The sequence below is a fragment of the Xanthomonas euroxanthea genome (assembly GCF_903989455.1).
GTDB classification, from domain to species: domain Bacteria; phylum Pseudomonadota; class Gammaproteobacteria; order Xanthomonadales; family Xanthomonadaceae; genus Xanthomonas; species Xanthomonas euroxanthea.
Window position 1 is genome coordinate 4,354,662 of the sequence record NZ_LR861803.1, and the last position, 17,412, is coordinate 4,372,073.

General features: G+C 66.1%; 18 protein-coding genes and 1 pseudogene. 7 read left to right on the forward strand and 12 right to left on the reverse strand.

Features of this window, described 5'->3' with window-relative positions:
* Window positions 1–216: 216 nt before the first annotated feature.
* The 12 genes and pseudogenes from hglS to H7A86_RS18220 form a co-directional block, all read right to left on the reverse strand.
* Window positions 217–1,584 carry a 2-oxoadipate dioxygenase/decarboxylase HglS gene (hglS, locus tag H7A86_RS18165; RefSeq protein WP_119131683.1) on the reverse strand — a complete coding sequence of 456 codons (1,368 nt, stop codon included), beginning with the start codon at window positions 1,582–1,584 and terminating at the stop codon, window positions 217–219.
* Between the two features lie 157 nt (window positions 1,585–1,741).
* Window positions 1,742–2,359: a hypothetical protein gene (locus H7A86_RS18170; RefSeq protein ID WP_119131857.1), complete on the reverse strand. Its 618-nt coding sequence runs from the start codon at window positions 2,357–2,359 to the stop codon at window positions 1,742–1,744.
* Between the two features lie 29 nt (window positions 2,360–2,388).
* On the reverse strand, window positions 2,389–2,964 hold the full coding sequence (locus tag H7A86_RS18175; RefSeq protein ID WP_119131682.1) for a hypothetical protein: 576 nt from the start codon (window positions 2,962–2,964) through the stop codon (window positions 2,389–2,391).
* 257 nt (window positions 2,965–3,221) lie between these two features.
* Window positions 3,222–3,980, reverse strand: coding sequence for an HAD family hydrolase (locus tag H7A86_RS18180; RefSeq protein WP_104584110.1), 759 nt, complete (start codon window positions 3,978–3,980; stop codon window positions 3,222–3,224).
* A gap of 37 nt (window positions 3,981–4,017) precedes the next feature.
* Complete coding sequence (locus H7A86_RS18185) at window positions 4,018–4,425, reverse strand: EF-hand domain-containing protein (protein WP_180708173.1); 408 nt, start codon at window positions 4,423–4,425, stop codon at window positions 4,018–4,020.
* A 300-nt stretch (window positions 4,426–4,725) separates the two neighbouring features.
* Complete coding sequence (locus tag H7A86_RS18190) at window positions 4,726–5,088, reverse strand: EF-hand domain-containing protein (protein WP_104584111.1); 363 nt, start codon at window positions 5,086–5,088, stop codon at window positions 4,726–4,728.
* Window positions 5,089–5,312: 224 nt separating this feature from the next.
* A complete protein-coding gene (locus H7A86_RS18195; protein WP_119131680.1) occupies window positions 5,313–5,690 on the reverse strand; it encodes a hypothetical protein in 378 nt (125 codons plus the stop codon).
* Between the two features lie 137 nt (window positions 5,691–5,827).
* On the reverse strand, window positions 5,828–6,025 hold the full coding sequence (locus H7A86_RS18200) for a CPXCG motif-containing cysteine-rich protein (RefSeq protein WP_104584113.1): 198 nt from the start codon (window positions 6,023–6,025) through the stop codon (window positions 5,828–5,830).
* A 77-nt stretch (window positions 6,026–6,102) separates the two neighbouring features.
* A complete protein-coding gene (locus H7A86_RS18205; protein ID WP_425509729.1) occupies window positions 6,103–6,753 on the reverse strand; it encodes a M15 family metallopeptidase in 651 nt (216 codons plus the stop codon).
* Between the two features lie 333 nt (window positions 6,754–7,086).
* Window positions 7,087–7,413: pseudogene (locus H7A86_RS18210) on the reverse strand (XVIPCD domain-containing protein); the annotation flags it as partial.
* A 145-nt stretch (window positions 7,414–7,558) separates the two neighbouring features.
* A complete protein-coding gene (locus H7A86_RS18215; RefSeq protein ID WP_119131679.1) occupies window positions 7,559–8,467 on the reverse strand; it encodes a hypothetical protein in 909 nt (302 codons plus the stop codon).
* A 109-nt stretch (window positions 8,468–8,576) separates the two neighbouring features.
* Entirely contained in the window at window positions 8,577–9,380 is an 804-nt protein-coding gene (locus tag H7A86_RS18220; protein ID WP_119131855.1) for an N-acetylmuramoyl-L-alanine amidase, read from the reverse strand.
* 311 nt (window positions 9,381–9,691) lie between these two features.
* On the opposite strand from H7A86_RS18220, the gene H7A86_RS18225 reads away from it, so the two are divergent.
* The 7 genes from H7A86_RS18225 to H7A86_RS18255 all read left to right on the forward strand — a co-directional run bounded on the left by H7A86_RS18225 (window position 9,692) and on the right by H7A86_RS18255 (window position 17,310).
* Window positions 9,692–11,104, forward strand: a complete 1,413-nt coding sequence (locus H7A86_RS18225) for an SH3 domain-containing protein (protein ID WP_147421329.1) — start codon at window positions 9,692–9,694, stop codon at window positions 11,102–11,104.
* A complete protein-coding gene (locus H7A86_RS18230) occupies window positions 11,101–12,198 on the forward strand; it encodes a dipeptide epimerase (RefSeq protein ID WP_119128059.1) in 1,098 nt (365 codons plus the stop codon). Before H7A86_RS18225 ends, H7A86_RS18230 begins: the two co-directional genes overlap by 4 nt.
* Window positions 12,199–12,598: 400 nt before the next feature.
* Window positions 12,599–13,375 carry a L,D-transpeptidase family protein gene (locus H7A86_RS18235; protein WP_119131678.1) on the forward strand — a complete coding sequence of 259 codons (777 nt, stop codon included), beginning with the start codon at window positions 12,599–12,601 and terminating at the stop codon, window positions 13,373–13,375.
* Window positions 13,372–14,679 (forward strand): APC family permease, encoded by a 1,308-nt coding sequence (locus H7A86_RS18240; protein WP_119131677.1) that lies wholly within the window; start codon window positions 13,372–13,374, stop codon window positions 14,677–14,679. Before H7A86_RS18235 ends, H7A86_RS18240 begins: the two co-directional genes overlap by 4 nt.
* An 88-nt stretch (window positions 14,680–14,767) precedes the next feature.
* Window positions 14,768–15,265: a hypothetical protein gene (locus H7A86_RS18245; protein WP_119131676.1), complete on the forward strand. Its 498-nt coding sequence runs from the start codon at window positions 14,768–14,770 to the stop codon at window positions 15,263–15,265.
* A 187-nt stretch (window positions 15,266–15,452) separates the two neighbouring features.
* Window positions 15,453–15,785: a hypothetical protein gene (locus tag H7A86_RS18250; RefSeq protein ID WP_119131675.1), complete on the forward strand. Its 333-nt coding sequence runs from the start codon at window positions 15,453–15,455 to the stop codon at window positions 15,783–15,785.
* 346 nt (window positions 15,786–16,131) lie between these two features.
* Complete coding sequence (locus tag H7A86_RS18255; RefSeq protein WP_119131674.1) at window positions 16,132–17,310, forward strand: PQQ-dependent sugar dehydrogenase; 1,179 nt, start codon at window positions 16,132–16,134, stop codon at window positions 17,308–17,310.
* Window positions 17,311–17,412 lie beyond the last annotated feature (102 nt).

The window sequence follows — 17,412 nt, forward strand, 5'->3', positions numbered from 1 at the left end:
CAGAGCAGACGCGAGGTTTCAACACGTCAACGGCAACCGTCTCAGCGTTCCCAGAGCAGGCGTGGCGATGGCTTTTTTTGACCCGACAACCGACCGACTTCCTTGTGCGGTGCCCTCGACTCACCGAGCTTTTGACCAATGCACCGCGCGATCACGCCACGCGCAACAGGGCCGGCAGATCGCAGGCCTGCACACGCACGCGCCGCGGCGGGACCGCTACACCAGCAACGCCTGCAGCGACGCCCGTTCCAGCTGTGCGTACAACGCGCACTCATCGTGTACCTGCGCGCCCAGCGCCTGTTCGAAGCTGCGCTTGCTCGAATGGGCGGCGTAGGCGCGTTGCTCGGCGCCGCCGAGATTGGACTGGAAGATGCCGGCCGCACTCACCGGCAGGAAGTCTTCATAGATGATCGGATCGGCGCTGAGCAGACCGAGCGCAATCGCGGTTTCTGCCGGCAGTGCCGCCACTTGCGCAGGGTCGGCACGTCCGGCCTCGGTCAGCGCGTAGCGGAAATAGCCCAGGCCTTCCTGACGCAGCACGGCTTCGTCGTCGGGAAACGCCACGAACGCGGTCTGCAGGCGCGTGGCGTAATCGGTGCCGGTGCTGCCCGCGCCATCGCTGTCGCGGGCCTGCGCCAAGAGCGCGTCGTACAGCGCGCGGCCCTTGGGGGTCAGTGCGAGTCCGCGCTGTTCGATCTCGCCGAAGCGTGCGGTATGCGTGCCGTGCTCGGCCTGCCCACTGTCGCCGACAAAGCGCACCGGCTCCTCCAGTGCCTTGAAGCTGGTCTGGCGCAGCAGGATCGGCACACGCCGACGCGGCGGCCCCTCGATCACCGCCTTGGCATCGATACCGGCGCGCTGCATCTGCGCCTGCGCCGCATCGATATCCAGCGTGCGCGGCGTCAGGTGATTGATATGCGGGCCGTGGAAACTCACCACGTCGGCGATCAGCTTGTGCGCCTGGCTCAACGCGCGGTAGGTCGGCAGCGAGACCGTGGCATCGCCATGCCAGCGGAAGGTTTCCAGCGCTTCGGCCACGAACTGCTGCGCCTGCGCCGCTTCCAGTCCACCATGACGCTCATGCTGTTCGATCAGCTCCAGCGTAGCGGCAGTGAAGATCTGCCGCTGCTCCAGGATTTGCGCCGCCTGCGCACGCAGTGCCGCGTCTTCGATCAATTCCAGCCGCAGCAACGAGGTGAACACGCGGAATGGATTGGCCGACAGCGCCGCCTCGGCGATCGGGCGGAACGCGGTGGAATGCACCGGCACGCCCGCTACCGACAAGTCGTAATACCCCACCGGATGCATGCCCATCACCGCAAACAGCCGCCGCAGCGTGGCCAGTTCCTGCGCCGTGCCGACCCGGATGGCGCCATGCCGTTCCAGATCCAGGCGTGCACGCTCGTCATTGCGCTGCAGGCGCGCGGCCAAGGCCGGATCGGCGCTCAGGGTGTCGGCGTTGACCTGCGCCACCAGCGCCATCAGGTCGCCGTACAACGGCACCTCGGCGCGATACATGTCCGACATCGCCTGCGCGAACAGGCTGCGGATGTGATCGGGGGAGACAAACACGGTATCGCGCATGGGCTGGTCTTGGCAGTGCCGGCCAACGCCGGCGTTGCCGCATTCTCGCCGACCGCACCCCGCGGCGACCAGCTGCACGGCAGCATCACGCCCGCGCGTTGCCGCGCAGACAGCCAGCCGTAGCATGCCCGACTCCGGCGAGGCGCCTTGCGCCGCGTTACAACCCCGCCTGCGCTGCGGCGTCGGCCGCCTCGCTGGCCTCGCGCGCAGCCTCCAGCCGCTGCGCATGATCGCCGAGCTGGCGACGTAGGATTGCGTCGAGGGTGATCGGCCGTTCCCAGCGGTCGTAGCTGGCGACGATGGCATGCCGCAGCGCGCGCAGATGCGCGTTATCCGGTGCCACCGACAGCCGCGTGATCACACCCTCCCAGCCGTCATGATGGTCGCGCGTGTAGGCGCGCACGCTTTCGCGGCACGACAGCTGCACCGTGTGCGCCCACGCGCAGGCGAAGTAGATGTCGCCGGCATGCCAGCCATGCACCTGCAACAGCGCCTGCACATAGCCGCGCGGGGTCTCGGTATAGCGGGCAACCTCATCGATGAAACTGTCGGGATAGCGCTGCGCATAGCTGCCCATATCGGCAAGATGCTGGTCCACCCACGCATCGCCGGTGCCGGGCGTTACCGCCGGCGCGGCCTCCTGCGCCGGGATGCCGGCAGCCGGCGCCGGCACGCCCTGTGCCATTGCCAGCGCCGGAGCCAGAAGGGCAGCCAGCAGTGGCAGCGATCGCAACCGAGGTGAGCGTAAGACAGGCATGCCCCGATGATGCCGCATGCACGCGCCGGTGTCAGGCCACACGCGTGTCAGCGCAGATCGTAAAAGCCGATGGAATGCACCTCGCGGCAGCCGCTCAGGTCGCAGGAGCCCACGTAACCGGGACCGATGTAACGCTGGCGCGCATCGCGGTTGTGCGGGCTGCTGTACGGGTCCGGCCCGTACAGGCCGTTGCCGTAGTAGATCTGCCCATACGGACGGTTGCGCGATGCACCAAACCGTAGCTCACGGCCATAGCCATAACCGCTATAGGCACCGCCGTATCGGGCGTCGGAATATCGATCGGCCGAAAACGCAGAAGCGCGATCGCCCGCAGTCGGGCGGGACTGCAATGTCGCGATGCTCTGGCCGTGCGCATCCACATAGCCTTGCTCTCGGTCGAAGCGGACGGTGCGGAAATACACGGTCTCCCCACCCACCTTGCGCGTGCGAAGACGCACATAGTCGCCCGCATCGTCGTAGTACGGCTGCCCGTCGCGAAAGATCACCTCGCTCGGGTTGATGATTTCTTCTTCCAGCTCGGCCGCCGCAAGCGGCGTGGCGCCCACAAGTAGCCCCAGCGCAACGGCCAGCACTGCATGATGGATGACGGACAACATGTTCATGGGCAATCCCTCCAAGGTCGGCCACGCACGCCTGGTGGCCGGAACGTCCTGTTGGCGGGCACTGCGATACGCCCGCATGTTGATTCATAGCATCTGCAAACCGGCGCCTCGGTCACGCCCGCCCCTGTCTCCTGCAGCCGACGTAGAAAATCCAGCCATTATCACGGCGGTGCGATGACCTAAGGCGAGTCGATACGGAGCAGGCATCCCAAGCGGCCGCGGCCGCTCCCCATACCCGCAGACGCGTGCCGCGGTGCTCAGCTTAGCGCGTGCTGCCTGGCCAGTGCATCCAGGCCGTGCACCGCCGCCGGCCAGCCGGCGGCGTCGGGCACTTCGCGCATGCGCGGTTCGTCGGCGGCCACCCCGTGCTCCTGCTCGTGCGCCCAGGTCACCGCGTACGGGGTGTAGATCCCCCAGCCGCCGATGGCCAGCACCGGCTCCACGTCCGAGCGCAGGGAATTGCCGATCATCACAAAGCGCTGCGCCGGCAGGTCGAACTCGCCCAGCACGCGCGCATAGGTGTGGGGATCCTTTTCGGACACCACCTCCACGCGCGGAAACAGATCGGCCAGACCGGACTGCTCGATCTTCTGCTCCTGATGGAACAGGTCGCCCTTGGTGATCAGCACCACCGCATAGTCGGCGGCAATCGCGCTCACCGCCTCGCGCACGCCGGCAATCACCTCCACCGGGTGCTGCAGCGTGGCCCGGCCGATTTCGACGATGCGCTGGATGTCGCGTGCATCAATGCGCGCCTGTGTCAGTTCGATCGCTGTCTCGATCATCGACAGCGTCATGCCCTTGGCGCCGTAGCCGAACACCTTGAGATTGCGCCGTTCCACCGCCAGCAGATGCTGCTGCATGCGGCTGTCGCCCAGATCCAGATACGCGGCCAGGATCGCTTCGAAATCCGCCTCGGCAGTGCGGTAATAGTCCTCGCTTTTCCAGAGGGTATCGTCGCCGTCGAAGCCGACCAGTTGGATCGCCTGGCCGTCGCGCTGTGCAAGAGAGCTCATCGCGACAGTTTAGCAGCGCACTGGAGCGCTGCTGCGATCAATCCCCTGCGGCATCACCCGGGCCGGGCTGGTAGCTGGCAAATTCGTCGCGCGACAGGCGCCCATCGCCATTGCTGTCGAAGCCTGCAAAATTCTCGCGCAGGACGGGGTCGGCGCCGGCTTCGGCCGGGGTCAATGCACCATCGGCATCGCTGTCCAGGCTGCGGAAGGTGCGTGGCGCCAGCGTGCCGGCTTGTGGCACCAGCGCGGCCTCTGCCCCACCCTTGGCAGCCGATGGCGCCGCAGCGTCGGCCGGTAGCAAGGGCGTGGTGGCAGGCGACGGTGGGTCGATCGGCAACGGCGCCATTACCGGTGCTGCCGGTCCTGCGCTGGAAGACCCCGCACGCGGCGGGCTGGCGGGCAGCAACTCTGGCGGCGCCGCCAGGGCCCACAATGGGTTCGACAGGCCGATTAACACGGCAATGCGCGGCAGCATGGGCATGTGCCAAGGAGACGGGCCGGCGAATGTAGCGCGGCGCACGTAAAGAAAACGGGAGCGACCCTGGCAGATCGCTCCCGCGTGTCCATCCTGTTACCTGGTCATGCTGTTATTTGCTCAAGTACATGCTCGAGCCGGGCATCTGACAGCAATGCTGCGGATCGAACCATTGATCAAACAACTGCGACTGCGGAAGCTGCCTCCTGATATCGAAAGAACCGTCAGCAAACGAACTCACTGCGTTGCGTACTCCTCCCTCAGTTGCCCTCAATTGCCTTGCGACCCGCTTGCCGCGGCGCCGCCCTGCTGCTTGACGACAAACGCCTTGTATTCATCCGGGGTCAGTTTGCCGTTCTTGTCCGAATCGGCGTCATTGAAGATCTGCGCGAGCCCGGCGTTGACCTGGGCCTCTTGCGTGCTGATGGCGCCGTCGCTGTCGGTGTCGACACTCGCCCAGGTCTGGCCGCCGCCGGATTGCGCAGGCTGCGCTGCAGTGGTGGCAGAACTTCCCGATTGGGCCGACGTCGCGGCGGCATCCTGCTGCGTACTCTGCGCCATGGCCGGCAGCGCCAGGGCGGCGGCAAGAGCGGCGGTGGCGGCGAGCAGCGAGGTGCGGTTGCGATTCTTCATTGGGTGGTCTCCTTGGCTTGGGAATGCGCGGTGTCGCCGCACATGGCCCCACCTTACCCAGCCCGAATGAACGTAAAACCCGCCGCAATTTTCTGCAAAACATCCTCTTAACCACCCGCCGAATGTTTGCGTCTAGCCGTCTGTTAGACATCGGTGAGCCAAACAGAAGCACCGCATTCAATGCATGGAAATATGCGAACCACGCCGCATTTCAGTGCGTGGTTTTACGCGGTCGGCGCCTCGTCGTCCCAGCTGCCGGAGCTGAACAGTTTCCAACCCACCACGACGCCCGCGATCGCCCCGGCCACTTCCAGCACCACGCGCGATCCCAATTCATTCGGATCGTGGATCCTGGCCAGTGCCAGACGCGCGTAGAGCGGCGACTCCAGCCGCACGATGCTGGTATAGACAAGATTCCAGATGTCATAACCGCCGCCGATGGCGACCGCGAGCAGACAGGCGATGCCCAGCGTGTGCCCGTGGCTGAAGTGCAGACGCCGGCCAAGGTGCTCGACCGCTGCGAAGACCAGCACGCCCAGCACCAACGCGATCAGGCCAGCCTCCAGTGAACCGAGCAGACCGAAGTGCAGGGGCAGATTCATCGTGACGATCCAGGCAGCAGGCGCATCAGTCTAGCGGTTGCGGGGGATGGATCCCGGCCAGAGCCGCAGGCGCGAGCGGTGATGCGAACGAGGCTGGGCCGGGTGATCCAGCTGCCCGATCCCGCGACACGCCGTGCTCACGCATCGTCCTGCCCGCGCGCACGCACCTGCGCTTCGCCTTCTTCGTCCCATTGCACGCTGACCGAGATCGGCTTGCAGCACACCTGGCAATCTTCGATGTAATGCTGGTCGCCGCCGGTCAGATCCAGCGTCAGGGTGATCCACTCCCCGCAATACGGGCAGGCGATATCGACAAAGCGTTCCGGGTCGGACATGGCAATTCCTTGCAGCGGCTTGGAGTGATGGACAACAGGGATAGTGCGGTGCCGCGTCACCGCCTGCGGCGCGTCATTCAGTTGACCGGCACATCGAACGCGGTCTCCGGCATCGGCTCGGGGCGGAACGTGAAGTGCCACCACTCCATCGGATAATTGGCAAATCCCTCCGCCGCCATTGCATGCAACAGCTGCTGGCGGTGGGCACGCTGTGCCGGGCTGATGTCGCGCGCATCGGTATGCGCACGCGCATCGAAGAAATCGAACTCGGTGCCCATCTCCACCGGCTGGCATGGGCCGTGCCGGCAGTCCAGCAGCCCCAGGTCCAGCGTTGCGCCGCGGCTATGCCCGGAGGTCTCGGCGATGTAGTCCCCCAGCAGCGCGCGTTTGTCCACGCGCGGGTAGTGCTGCGCCTTGGTCGACTGGTCCTGCAAATCCGCCGCCCAGGCCACGAATGCCTGCACCGCCCGCACCGGCCGGTAGCAATCGAACACCTGCAGTCGATAGCCCTGGGGCTTGAGCGACCGCGCCACCCGCGCCAGGGCCTCCGCGGCCGGACGCAGCAAATAGCAGGTGGGCGCCAGATACCCCGGCACCACGCGCCCGGTGAAGTTGTTGCTGCCCGCATAACGCATGTCCACCACGATTTCCGGCGCGAGGTCCTGCACATTGACCAGACCGGCTTGTGCGGCGGTCGTTGCCGGCGAGAGGATGGGAGCCGCTTGCACGTTGGGGACTGCGCAGAGAAGAAGCAGCGCGGGCACCTGCCATCTGATGCGTTGCAGGGTGCATGCGAGGTGGTGCGATATGAGGTGTACGGGGGATCGTGCTTGCGTCATGCGCCAAGCATAAGCCACGACAGGCAAGGTGCCTGCACGGAAGCGCTCGAACAAGCAAAGCGTATGGGTCGCTTTACGAACAACGGCTCGGGACCGACATACAGGATTGCTGCACCAGCCATCAGCACGTCCACACGAGATTCAACCTCCTGCGTGATCGCCAGTCCGGTCGAATGCCGGGCTGGCGATCGCTATCTCACGGGCTCGCAACCTGACTAGTACCTAGCGCGCAGGACCCGACTGTGTCTGGGTGGTCTGCGCGCGCTGCTGATCCTCCTGACTCTGCCGCTGCGTCTCCGCTGTGAGCTGTTGCTGGCTCTGCTCCAGCGGCACCAATGCGGCCTGCTGCTTGTCCACATAGGCACGATTCACATCGAGCGGGTTGTTGGGATTGCGCTCCACCGCGATCAATCCCTTGCCATTGGTGCTAGGCACCAACTCCTCGATACGCGACATCCCACTGACCTTGGCTTCGAATGCGATTTGGCCAGCGGCACGCTGCATTTCGTCACGACTATTGAAGCCGCCGTTCGGCCCGTGCTTCTGAAGATGGTCGATGGCCTGCTGACCAAAGGATCTACTGGACGTTGCGCTTCGACAGCGGCGGGAGCGGGCCCGCGCCCGAAACCAGCCGGCTCTGCCGGCCAGTCCGCGTCCCGTGCCGGCCCCGCAACAGACCGGCACGCGGGAAGGCTCAGCGATCCAGCGGCGGCGAGTACTGATGCTTGGCGGCGTCGTAGGTATAGGTGACCACGTCGGCGGGGCCGAGGCTGCGGGCCTCGCCTGGGCCGGCGATGGCAGTGCCACTCATGGCCACACGCAGGCTTGGCATCGATCCACCGCCGGGTTCGAAGTTCAGCGTGCCGGTGCTGGACGCGCACTTCATGTTGCCCTCATCGTCGCAGGCCGCGCTGTTGTCTTCGCCGGTGGCCACGGTGCCCAGGTACACCCAGCCCTTGTAGTCACCCATGTCGTTCTTGTTCGGATCGAAGGAAAACATGGCGAAACCGGAGCTACTGATGCCGTCGGCGAAGCGCGTGGTCGGCAGCGCCAGCAGCAAGTGGCCATCCTTGGTCTCGGTGCGCTGCGGCTTGCGCTTCTGGTCCAGCGTGTCGGCCTTTTCATTGCCGCCGAAATCGCCAGCCCACTGCTGCGCGTGGAACAGCACCCATGCGAGTTTGCCACCCGCATCGTCGAGCACATAGGTCGCCTGGCTGATACTGACGCCGACGGCAGGGTCCGGATAGTTCTCTTCCTCGGATTTGCCGTACTTGCCCGGACCCGCGTTGGCGAAGCCGGTGTAGTACTGCTTGCCGCCAAGGTCGAAGCGGTAGCCGTACCAGAAGCTGGCCAAGGCGCCGTTGTCGATGGTGTAGGACTCCGATCCATCGCCCTTCATGCCATAGATATCGGCGAGCACATGCCCGGGCGCCGGCACCTCGGCATCAACCGTTGCAGGACTCGCCGCCGCCGGTGGCGCGGCAGCAGGAGCACTCTGCGAGGGCGGTGCCTGCACGTCTCCGGGCGCTGCGTCGGGTGTCTTGGTGCAACCGCCGACCATCAGGATCGTGGCTGCCCACAGGGCGGTCTTTCCTAGCCTCATCGCACGACGTCCTTCAGGAGTTCGGGCGAGCGGATGCTACCAAGAATACGGCCGGAATCCAGTGCACGCAGCGCTCGTGCGGGTGACGCAACACGATGACTCGTGATGGCTACGGCGCATCCGGTTCGATGGGCACCGACGTAGGTTGCAATTGCCGCAGCGCTGGCCCGGTCAACGCATGCAGGATGCGCGCATCCTCGGCATCCAGCATGCGGGCATCGCTGCTGCGGTAGTGATGATGAAACGCCTGCAGGGTGGCGGCGGGATCGTCGAGGCTGTAGCCGAGCAAGGCGAGCGCCTGCCAGGGATCGAAACCTGCCGGCGCGGCAGGGGCATCGGCGGCAGGCCAGCGGCCGAAGCCGGCGTCGGCCAGGCGTTTCCACGGAAACAACGGGCCGGGGTCGTTCTTGCGGGTCGGGGCCACGTCTTCGTGGCCGACGATCTGGGTGCGCGGGATGCGCAGGCGGGTGCACAGGTCGTCCAGCAGCACCAGCAGGCTGTCGATCTGGGCGGGCGCGAACGGCTCGCTGCCGTCGTTGTCCAGCTCGATGCCGATCGAGGCGGAGTTGATGTCGGTGATGGTGCCCCAGCGCCCGGCACCGCCGTGCCAGGCGCGCTGGTCGTCGCTGACCAGTTGATAGCGTGTGCCATCTTCGCCAATCAGATAGTGCGCACTGACCCGACCGCCGCTATTGCGCCCGCGCAGCGTGCCCAGGCTCTGCGGCACCGACTGCTGGTCGGTGAAGTGCAGCACGATCAGGATCGGCCGCCGTGCGTCGTAATTGGGCGAAGGCACCCACCGGGCCAGCGGGTTGCGCTGCGGCGTGTGCGCACATGCGCCCAATGACAGCACCACCAGACATAGCGCGGCGCGTAGCCAGGGCGATGGCGACAGCGTGGGAGCAGATGACATCGGATTCTCCTGGCGAAACGGCAAGGGCTTGCGCTGCACCAGCACCCTGATGGGCCGCGCATGCGATGCACCCATTATCTGCTGTGCGGGGCGATGGCGTGCAGGACGCGGCTGCGGCCGGTGGCAGGCAGACTGCACGTGCGCAGAGACCGACAGACGTTACGGCACCGCTGCGCCATGCGACACGCACCGGGGATACTTGCGCATGCGTACACTACAAGCCGGCGTGGTCGGCGCAGGTCCGCGCGCCTGCGGTCGTGATTCCCTGTAAAAATCCTTGCCAGTCGCTGCACCCCTCAAGAGTCTTCTTCATGCCATTGTCGCGCTGCCTGCTGACGTTGTTGCTGCTGGTCATCGGCCTGCCCTGCGGTGCCGCTGCGGCAAACCCTGCCCCCCCAACGCCGCACACCGCGCCATTTGCGGCCAGCGATGCGCAGTTGGCGGCCGACTACTGGATCCAGCGCAGTCGCAACGCGCAAACGCTGCGCATGACGGCCGCGCAGATTGCCGGCCTCAATGCGCGCTTGCTGCGCGACGATGGCTCCATGCACGACCTGTCGCAGCTGGCCGAGGTGCTGCCGGCGGCCGAGGTGCGCGCGCGCATCGAAGCACGGTCGGCCACACCGACGCGTGCGCTCTACGACAGCGATGGGCGCAGCATCGATGCCTTGCGCCTTGCGACGCTACGCCAGGCCCTGGCACTGGATGCATTGCCCGCACAGGTCGTGCCACGGTTTGCCCTGGTGGTGCAGCGCGCGGCACTGCGCACCTTCCCCACCGCGCAGCGCGTGTTCAGCACCACCGACGACCACGATATCGACCGCTTCCAGGAATCGGCGCTCTACCCCGGCACGCCGGTGGCGGTGCTGCATACCAGCGCCGACGGTGCATGGCACTTCGTGCTGGCGGCCAACTATGCGGCCTGGATTGCTGCCGACCGGATTGCCCTGGGCACGCGTCGCGAGGTGCTGGACTACGCACGCCGCCGCCCGCAGCTGCTGGTCACCGGCGCACGCGTGCAGAGCGCCTACACCCCGGACGTGCCGGCCGTTTCCGCACTGACGCTGGACATGGGCACCAGCGTGCCGCTGCTCGGCGACTGGCCGCCGCAACAGCCGGTCAACGGGCAGCTTCCGCAGGCTGCCTACGTCGTGCAGTTGCCGCTGCGCAATGGTGATGGTCGCCTGCAGCTGGTGCCGGCGCTGATTCCGCGCGGCGCCGACGTGCGCCTTGGCCCGCTGCCGGCCACGCCTGCGGCATTGCTGCAGCAGGCGTTCAAGTTCCTCGGCGAACGCTATGGCTGGGGCAACGATTACGATGCGCGCGACTGCAGTGGGTTCGTGCTGGATGTGTATCGCAGCCTGGGCATCGCATTGCCACGCAATACCGGCGACCAGGCACGCAGTCCGGCACTGCTCGGCGTTCCGTTCCAGACGCAGGCGCCACTGCCGCAGCGCCTGCAGCAACTTGCACGGCTGCAGGTCGGCGATCTGATCTATATCCCCGGTCATGTGATGCTGGTGATCGGACACGAGCACGGTGCACCATGGGTGATCCATGACGTGGCCGGTGCCCATTACCGCGACGCGGCCGGCAGCGTGCAGCGCGCGCGCTTGAACGGTGTGTCGGTGACCCCGCTGCTGCCCCTGCTCGCCAGCGACGGCACGCCGTTCGTCGATCACATCACCCGCATCCAACGCATCGCACCGATTGGCTCCCCATGAAGATCACCGGCTTTCGCCTCGGCATGCTGCGCGTGCCATTGAAGACCCCGTTCAAGACAGCGGTCCGCACCGTGCAGGCGATCGAGGACGTGGTGGTGCTGCTGCAGACCGATAGCGGCCATATCGGCTATGGCGCCGCGCCGGCCACCGCGCCGATCACCGGCGATACGCACGGCGCCATCATCGCCGCCATCAGCCATTGCATCGGCCCGGCGTTGATCGGCCAGGACGTGGCCGATCTCAACCGGCTATGCGTGCTGGTGCAACACGCGCTGGAGCGCAACACCAGCGCCAAGGCGGCGGTGGAGATCGCGCTCTACGACCTGTGGGCGCAGGGCTTCGGCACCCCGCTCTACCAGGCGCTTGGCGGCGGCACGCCGCGCATCACCACCGACATCACCATCAGCGTCGATACCATCGAGGTGATGGTGGCGCAGGCGCACTCGGCGCTCGCACGCGGCTATCGGTCGCTGAAGATCAAGGTCGGCAAGGACAGCGACTCGGACGTCGAACGGATCATGGCGATGCATGCCGCTGTCGCTGGTCGCGCATCGCTGCGCCTGGATGCCAACCAGGGCTGGACGCCCAAACAGGCGGTGCGCACCATGCGCACGCTGGAACACGCCGGCGTCGTGATGGAACTGGTGGAACAGCCGGTCAGGGCCGCGGACATCGACGGGCTGGCGTTTGTCAGCGCACGGATCGACACGCCGGTGATGGCCGACGAAAGCGTGTTCTCGCCGGTCCAGGTGATCGACCTCATCCAGCGCCGCGCCGCCGATATCGTCAACATCAAGCTGATGAAGACCGGCGGGCTATCCAATGCGATCCGCATTGCCGATATCGCGGCCGTATACGGCGTGCCGTGCATGATCGGCTGCATGATCGAATCCAGCATCAGCGTGGCCGCGGCAGTGCATCTGGCCGTGGCCAAGGCCGACAGCATCACCCTGGCGGATCTGGATGCGCCTGCACTCGGGCAGTTCGATCCCACCGAGGGCGGCGTGCATTTCGACGATGCCCGGATCCATATCGACGACTCGCCAGGCCTGGGCATCCGCCGCATCCGCGGGCTGGAGCTATTGCCGGGCTAACGCGCCATTGGAAATTTCCAAGCCGCGTCGGTCGGTCTGTCGAGCGCGCGGCGCCTTCGCCGCCCGCTCGACACGCCGTGAATCCGTCCGTGGAGGCTCGGTGGCGTCATCCATGTCGCCACACGGTCCCGCAAACGGCGAGGGCACCGCACCAGAGAGTTCGTCGGTTGCCCTACTGAAACCATGCATACCCGCACTCTTCAATGGTCTCAGCCGCTCCAAGGCCCGCCAAGCACGCACACGAACATCGCGCACGCATGCACTACACAGCTGCGTTGCTGGGTACAGTAGCGATAAGGTGTTGGTCAGCAATGCAGTGTCGAGGCACCGCACTGTCGCCGCCAACAGCCGATCGACTCAACGCAGCTCACCCTGCCAGACCCATTCCCCCGGAGCCTGCATGCGCCTTGCCACCGTGTTTCGATCCGTTGCGCTGCTGGCGCTGGCAAGCTGCAGCAGCCTTGCCGTCGCTGCCGGCCCAATCGACGCCTTGAATCAGGCGCGCGCACTGGTCGTGGTGACCACGCCGGATTGGGACAGCACCCAGGCACGCCTGCAGACATTCGCCCGTGTGGACGGTCACTGGCAACCGGCCGCACCGGGCTTTACGGTCGCGCTCGGGCGCCACGGCAGCGCCTGGGGCGATGGCCTGCATCCAAAGCAGACGCAAGGCCCGCAGAAGCGCGAAGGCGACGGCCGCAGCCCGGCCGGTGTGTTCGCGATCGGCCCGGCCTTCGGTTACGCCCAACAGATCGACAGCGCCATGCCGTACCAGGCGATGCGCGCCACCCACTACTGCATGGATGTGCCGAGCTCGCCGCTGTACAACCGTATCGTCGACGCCGCGCAGGTCGGGGAGGCCGCAGTGGCCGGGTCGAGCGAACCCATGCGCCTGGACCTGCAACATCCCGGCGATGCGCGCTACAGCGAGGGCTTTGTGATCGCGCACAATCCCGATGCGGTGCCCGGGCACGGCAGCTGCATCTTCGCGCATCTGTGGCGCACGCCGGGCCAGTTCACCGCCGGCTGCACTGCGATGGCGCCGGCCGATATGCAACGCCTGCTGGCCTGGTTGAAGCCCGACGACACACCGCTGTTCGTGCTGTTGCCGCGTGCCGAATACGCACGCCTGCAGGCCCAGTGGCAGTTGCCCGAGTTGAGGGAGGTGGGCCGATGAGCAGCGCGGCTCCCGCACCCGACCCCACTGGCCTGGTCCGCGTGGTCAGCCGCTGGCAGATCGTCGGCTTGTCCATCAACGATGTCATCGGCAGCGGCATCTATCTGCTGCCGGCGGCCACCGCTGCGCTGCTCGGGCCGATGAGCCTGTGGGCAGTGATGCTGGCCGGTCTGGCAGTGGCACTGCTGGTGTTGTGCTACGCGCAGGCGGCGAGCTATTTCGACACCCCGGGCGGCAGTTATCTGTACACGCGCGAGGCGTTCGGCCCGTTTGTCGGCTTTCAGATCGGCTGGATGATCTGGCTCACCCGCATCAGTTCGGCAGCGGCATTGAGCAATGGCCTGGCCGACGCGGTCGCGCGGTTCTGGCCGACCGTGGCAACCGATCACTGGGCACGCCTGCTGGTGGTCGTCGGTTCTTTGGGTATGCTCACCGCCATCAACGTGATCGGGGTGAAATCGGCTGCGCGTACCGGCATTGCGCTGGTGATCGGCAAGCTGGTGCCGTTGCTGCTGTTCGTGGCAATCGGCGTGTTCTACGTGGACTGGTCGTGGGCCTTTGCCGGGACCACACCGGACCTGCGCGACCTGGGCAATCTCGGCGAAGCCGCCTTGCTGCTGCTGTTCGCCTATGCCGGGTTCGAAAACATCCCTGCGGCCGCTGGCGAGTACCGCAACCCGCGTCGCGATGTGCCATTTGCGCTGATCACCATGATCGTCACCGTCACCTTGATCTATGCGGCGGTCCAGGTCGTGGCACAGGGCACGCTGCCCAATCTCGCCGCCTCGCCCACGCCCTTGGCCGATGCCGCAAGCCGTTTCGGCGGCGAAGCGCTGGCACTGATCCTCACCGTCGGCGCCACCATTTCCATCCTCGGCACCACCAGCAACACGGTCATGCTCGGGCCGCGTTTTCTGTTTGCGCTGGCGCAAGACGGCTACGGCCCGGCATTTCTGGCACGTGTGCATCCACGCTTCCACACCCCGGCAGCGGCGGTGCTGACCCAGGGCGTGCTGTCGCTGGCGCTGGCGGTGTCGGGCTCGTTCACGCAGCTGGCATTGCTGTCGATGGTCACCCGGCTGTTTGCCTATATCGGCACGGCCGCGGCAGTGATCGTGCTGGCGCGTCGCTACCGGCAACGCACCGACACCTTGCGCCTGCCCGGCGGGCCGGCCATTCCCATCGCCGCGCTGCTGCTGTCGCTGGGCCTGCTCGCCAGCGCCAGCTGGCAGAACCTGGCGGCCGCCGGTGTGGCGCTGCTGGTGGGCTGGGTGATCTACCTGTTCCCGCGCAAGCCTGCATAACCACTTTCGCAGGACGCTCGCGCAACGCTCACGTACGACTAACCGCGCACGTCCAACGCTGCAGCCCTGACCTGCATGGGAGCTTGCGATGAAACTGCGCCGTGTCTACAGCACGCCCGATATCGAGAGTGCGCAACGCGTCATGCAGGCCGCACGCAGCGCCGGCATCGACAACGATGGGCTGTCGTTGATTGCCCGTTCGGATATCGAACTCGAAGGCATTCCCGACGAGCGCAAGGATGCCAAGACGGATTTTCTCCCCGCCGCAGCGCGCGGCGCCGCGACCGGTGGCGCTGCGGGCCTGGTGGCCGGGCTGGTCGCGATCGCCGTGCCTCCGATCGGGCTCACCATTGCCGGGGCAGGTGTCATGGCGCTGGCAGGGGCTCTGGTCGGCACCTGGTCATCTGCGTTGATCGGCGCCACCGTGCCCGACCCGGTACGCCGCCAATTCGAGGACGAAATCCAGGCAGGGCGCGTGCTGGTGATCATCGATGCCGACGAGCCATCGCTGCAGCACGCAGAGGCCAGCCTGAATGCCGCCGGCGCCACGCCGCTGCCATATGAGGCCGCATCGGCTGCGACGTGATGCGTGCGCATGCACTGGCAGCCTCGCATGCGTCGCGTCCGGCATCGACGACGCGGCGCGCCACACAGCGCGGCCGGCAAGCGGTTGCCAAACGCCGACATGTCTTGATGCCCTCCTCACCCGCCATGGCAACGGATTTAACACCCGCCCGCCTAGGTTAGGGCGTACATTCACCACGGAGACGAGCATGAACGTGCCGTATCAGATTCCAGGCCGTGCGCCGGACGAAGACCGCAGCCAGAACGTATCCAACTACTGGCGCGAGCGCTTCACCGAAGAATCGTATTACACCGAAGGGGACCGCTACGAGGATTACGAGAGCGCCTACCTTGCCGGACACGAGGCGCGTATCCGCGAAAACGCGCGCGCCTACGACCAGGTGGAAGCGGAGTTGCACCGCGATTGGGAAGCCAACCGCGGCACCAATGGCCTGAGTTGGAGCAAGGCGCGTCACGCAGTCAAGCGCGCCTGGGAAAATGCGGCAGACTTCGTCGCCGGCGACAACAAGTCCAGGCCCTGAACACAACAACGCCACCGTCGAGGTGGCGTTGTTGTATCACCAGCTCGCGCAGCAGTGGCGACGGATGTGTATTCACTGTTGGCAACACGATGCATCACGCATCGTCGGCCTCACCACATCGGGCGTATCCTTTCGCACGCGATCGCACCGGACGGGCTGCCCTAGTGCGATGCAGCCACCGAAACTCGCTTCATGGTGAAACAACGATTCGGGATAAGCGCGTTCCGCAGAGAGTGATCTACGACAAGGGCGGCCCCGACGGCGTCGTGTAAGGTGTTGAAAACCCAACGCAGGACACGTTGCGGGAGGGCTGCAACGTCACTGCGCCCATCCCCTGGAGGACCTCATGTCTGTCCGACGTCTGCTTGCCCTGGCCTGCTTGGCCAGCTTGTTCACCACCACCGCCGCATGTGCTGCGCCTGCCGTCGCGCCGGCTGCCGCCATTCCCAAGGCGCAGTGGCCGTTCCAGGCCACCACCGTTGCCGATTTTGACGAGCCCTGGGCGATGACCTTCCTGCCGGACGGCAGCCTGCTGGTCAGCGAAAAACGCGGTGCGCTGATGCGGCTGGACCTCAAGACCAAACGCAAGAGCGCCATTACCGGCATTCCGGCGGTGGCCTACGGCGGCCAGGGCGGCTTCGGCGATGTACTGGCGCATCCGCGCTTTGCCAAGAATGGCCTGGTCTATGTCAGCTACGCCGAACCCGGGCAGGGCGATACGCGCGGCGCTGCGGTGGCAAGGGCCAAGCTCACGCTGGATGGCACCGGCGGCGGCACGCTGTCGGATTTGAAGGTGATCTGGCGCCAGGATCCCAAGGTCACCGGCAACGGTCACTTCGGGCATCGGCTGGCCTTCGGCCCGGATGGCAAGCTGTGGATCAGCTCCAGCGAGCGCCAGAAGTTCACCCCGGCCCAGGACATGCAGGCCAATCTCGGCAAGCTGATCCGTCTCAATGATGACGGCAGCGTGCCGGCCGACAACCCGTTCACTGCACAGGGCGGCGTTGCCGCGCAGGTGTGGTCGCTGGGTCACCGCAATATTCTCGGCCTGGCCTTCGACGGCAAGGGGCGCCTGTGGGAACACGAAATGGGTCCGCTTGGCGGCGATGAGCTGAACCTGATCCAGCGCGGCGCCAACTACGGTTACCCGGTCGTCTCCAACGGCGACAACTACGACGGCACCCCGATCCCGGACCACAATACCCGCCCGGAATTTGCCGCGCCCAAGATCAGCTGGACTCCGGTGATCTCGCCGGCCGGCTTTGTGATCTACAGCGGCAGGCAGTTTCCTGCATGGCGCGGCAACGGCTTCATCGGCGGCTTGTCGTCGATGGCGCTGGTGCAGGTGTCCCTTGGCGATCAGCCGCGTGAGCTGGCCCGCTACGACATGGGCGCGCGCATTCGTGAAGTGGAACAGGGTCCGGACGGCGCGCTGTGGTTGCTGGAAGACGAAGCCAGCGGCAGCACCGGGCGCCTGCTCAAGCTGACGCCCAAGAGCAAGGCGGCGGTCGAGAACGACGCGTAATTGCGCGGAAATGCGTCCAGGGGATCGTGCCACCGCCACACGTCAACCGCGTGCTGGCGGTGGCCACGATTTTCGCGGCCGGCCACGTTCGAGCCGGTACGG

Coding starts and splice junctions, on each gene's coding strand:
- hglS (WP_119131683.1), bottom strand. CDS start 1,584: ATGCGCGATACCGTGTTTGTCTCCCCCGATCACATCCGCAGCCTGTTC.
- H7A86_RS18170 (WP_119131857.1), bottom strand. CDS start 2,359: ATGCGGCATCATCGGGGCATGCCTGTCTTACGCTCACCTCGGTTGCGA.
- H7A86_RS18175 (WP_119131682.1), bottom strand. CDS start 2,964: ATGAACATGTTGTCCGTCATCCATCATGCAGTGCTGGCCGTTGCGCTG.
- H7A86_RS18180 (WP_104584110.1), bottom strand. CDS start 3,980: ATGAGCTCTCTTGCACAGCGCGACGGCCAGGCGATCCAACTGGTCGGC.
- H7A86_RS18190 (WP_104584111.1), bottom strand. CDS start 5,088: ATGAAGAATCGCAACCGCACCTCGCTGCTCGCCGCCACCGCCGCTCTT.
- H7A86_RS18195 (WP_119131680.1), bottom strand. CDS start 5,690: ATGAATCTGCCCCTGCACTTCGGTCTGCTCGGTTCACTGGAGGCTGGC.
- H7A86_RS18200 (WP_104584113.1), bottom strand. CDS start 6,025: ATGTCCGACCCGGAACGCTTTGTCGATATCGCCTGCCCGTATTGCGGG.
- H7A86_RS18215 (WP_119131679.1), bottom strand. CDS start 8,467: ATGAGGCTAGGAAAGACCGCCCTGTGGGCAGCCACGATCCTGATGGTC.
- H7A86_RS18220 (WP_119131855.1), bottom strand. CDS start 9,380: ATGTCATCTGCTCCCACGCTGTCGCCATCGCCCTGGCTACGCGCCGCG.
- H7A86_RS18225 (WP_147421329.1), top strand. CDS start 9,692: ATGCCATTGTCGCGCTGCCTGCTGACGTTGTTGCTGCTGGTCATCGGC.
- H7A86_RS18230 (WP_119128059.1), top strand. CDS start 11,101: ATGAAGATCACCGGCTTTCGCCTCGGCATGCTGCGCGTGCCATTGAAG.
- H7A86_RS18235 (WP_119131678.1), top strand. CDS start 12,599: ATGCGCCTTGCCACCGTGTTTCGATCCGTTGCGCTGCTGGCGCTGGCA.
- H7A86_RS18240 (WP_119131677.1), top strand. CDS start 13,372: ATGAGCAGCGCGGCTCCCGCACCCGACCCCACTGGCCTGGTCCGCGTG.
- H7A86_RS18245 (WP_119131676.1), top strand. CDS start 14,768: ATGAAACTGCGCCGTGTCTACAGCACGCCCGATATCGAGAGTGCGCAA.
- H7A86_RS18250 (WP_119131675.1), top strand. CDS start 15,453: ATGAACGTGCCGTATCAGATTCCAGGCCGTGCGCCGGACGAAGACCGC.
- H7A86_RS18255 (WP_119131674.1), top strand. CDS start 16,132: ATGTCTGTCCGACGTCTGCTTGCCCTGGCCTGCTTGGCCAGCTTGTTC.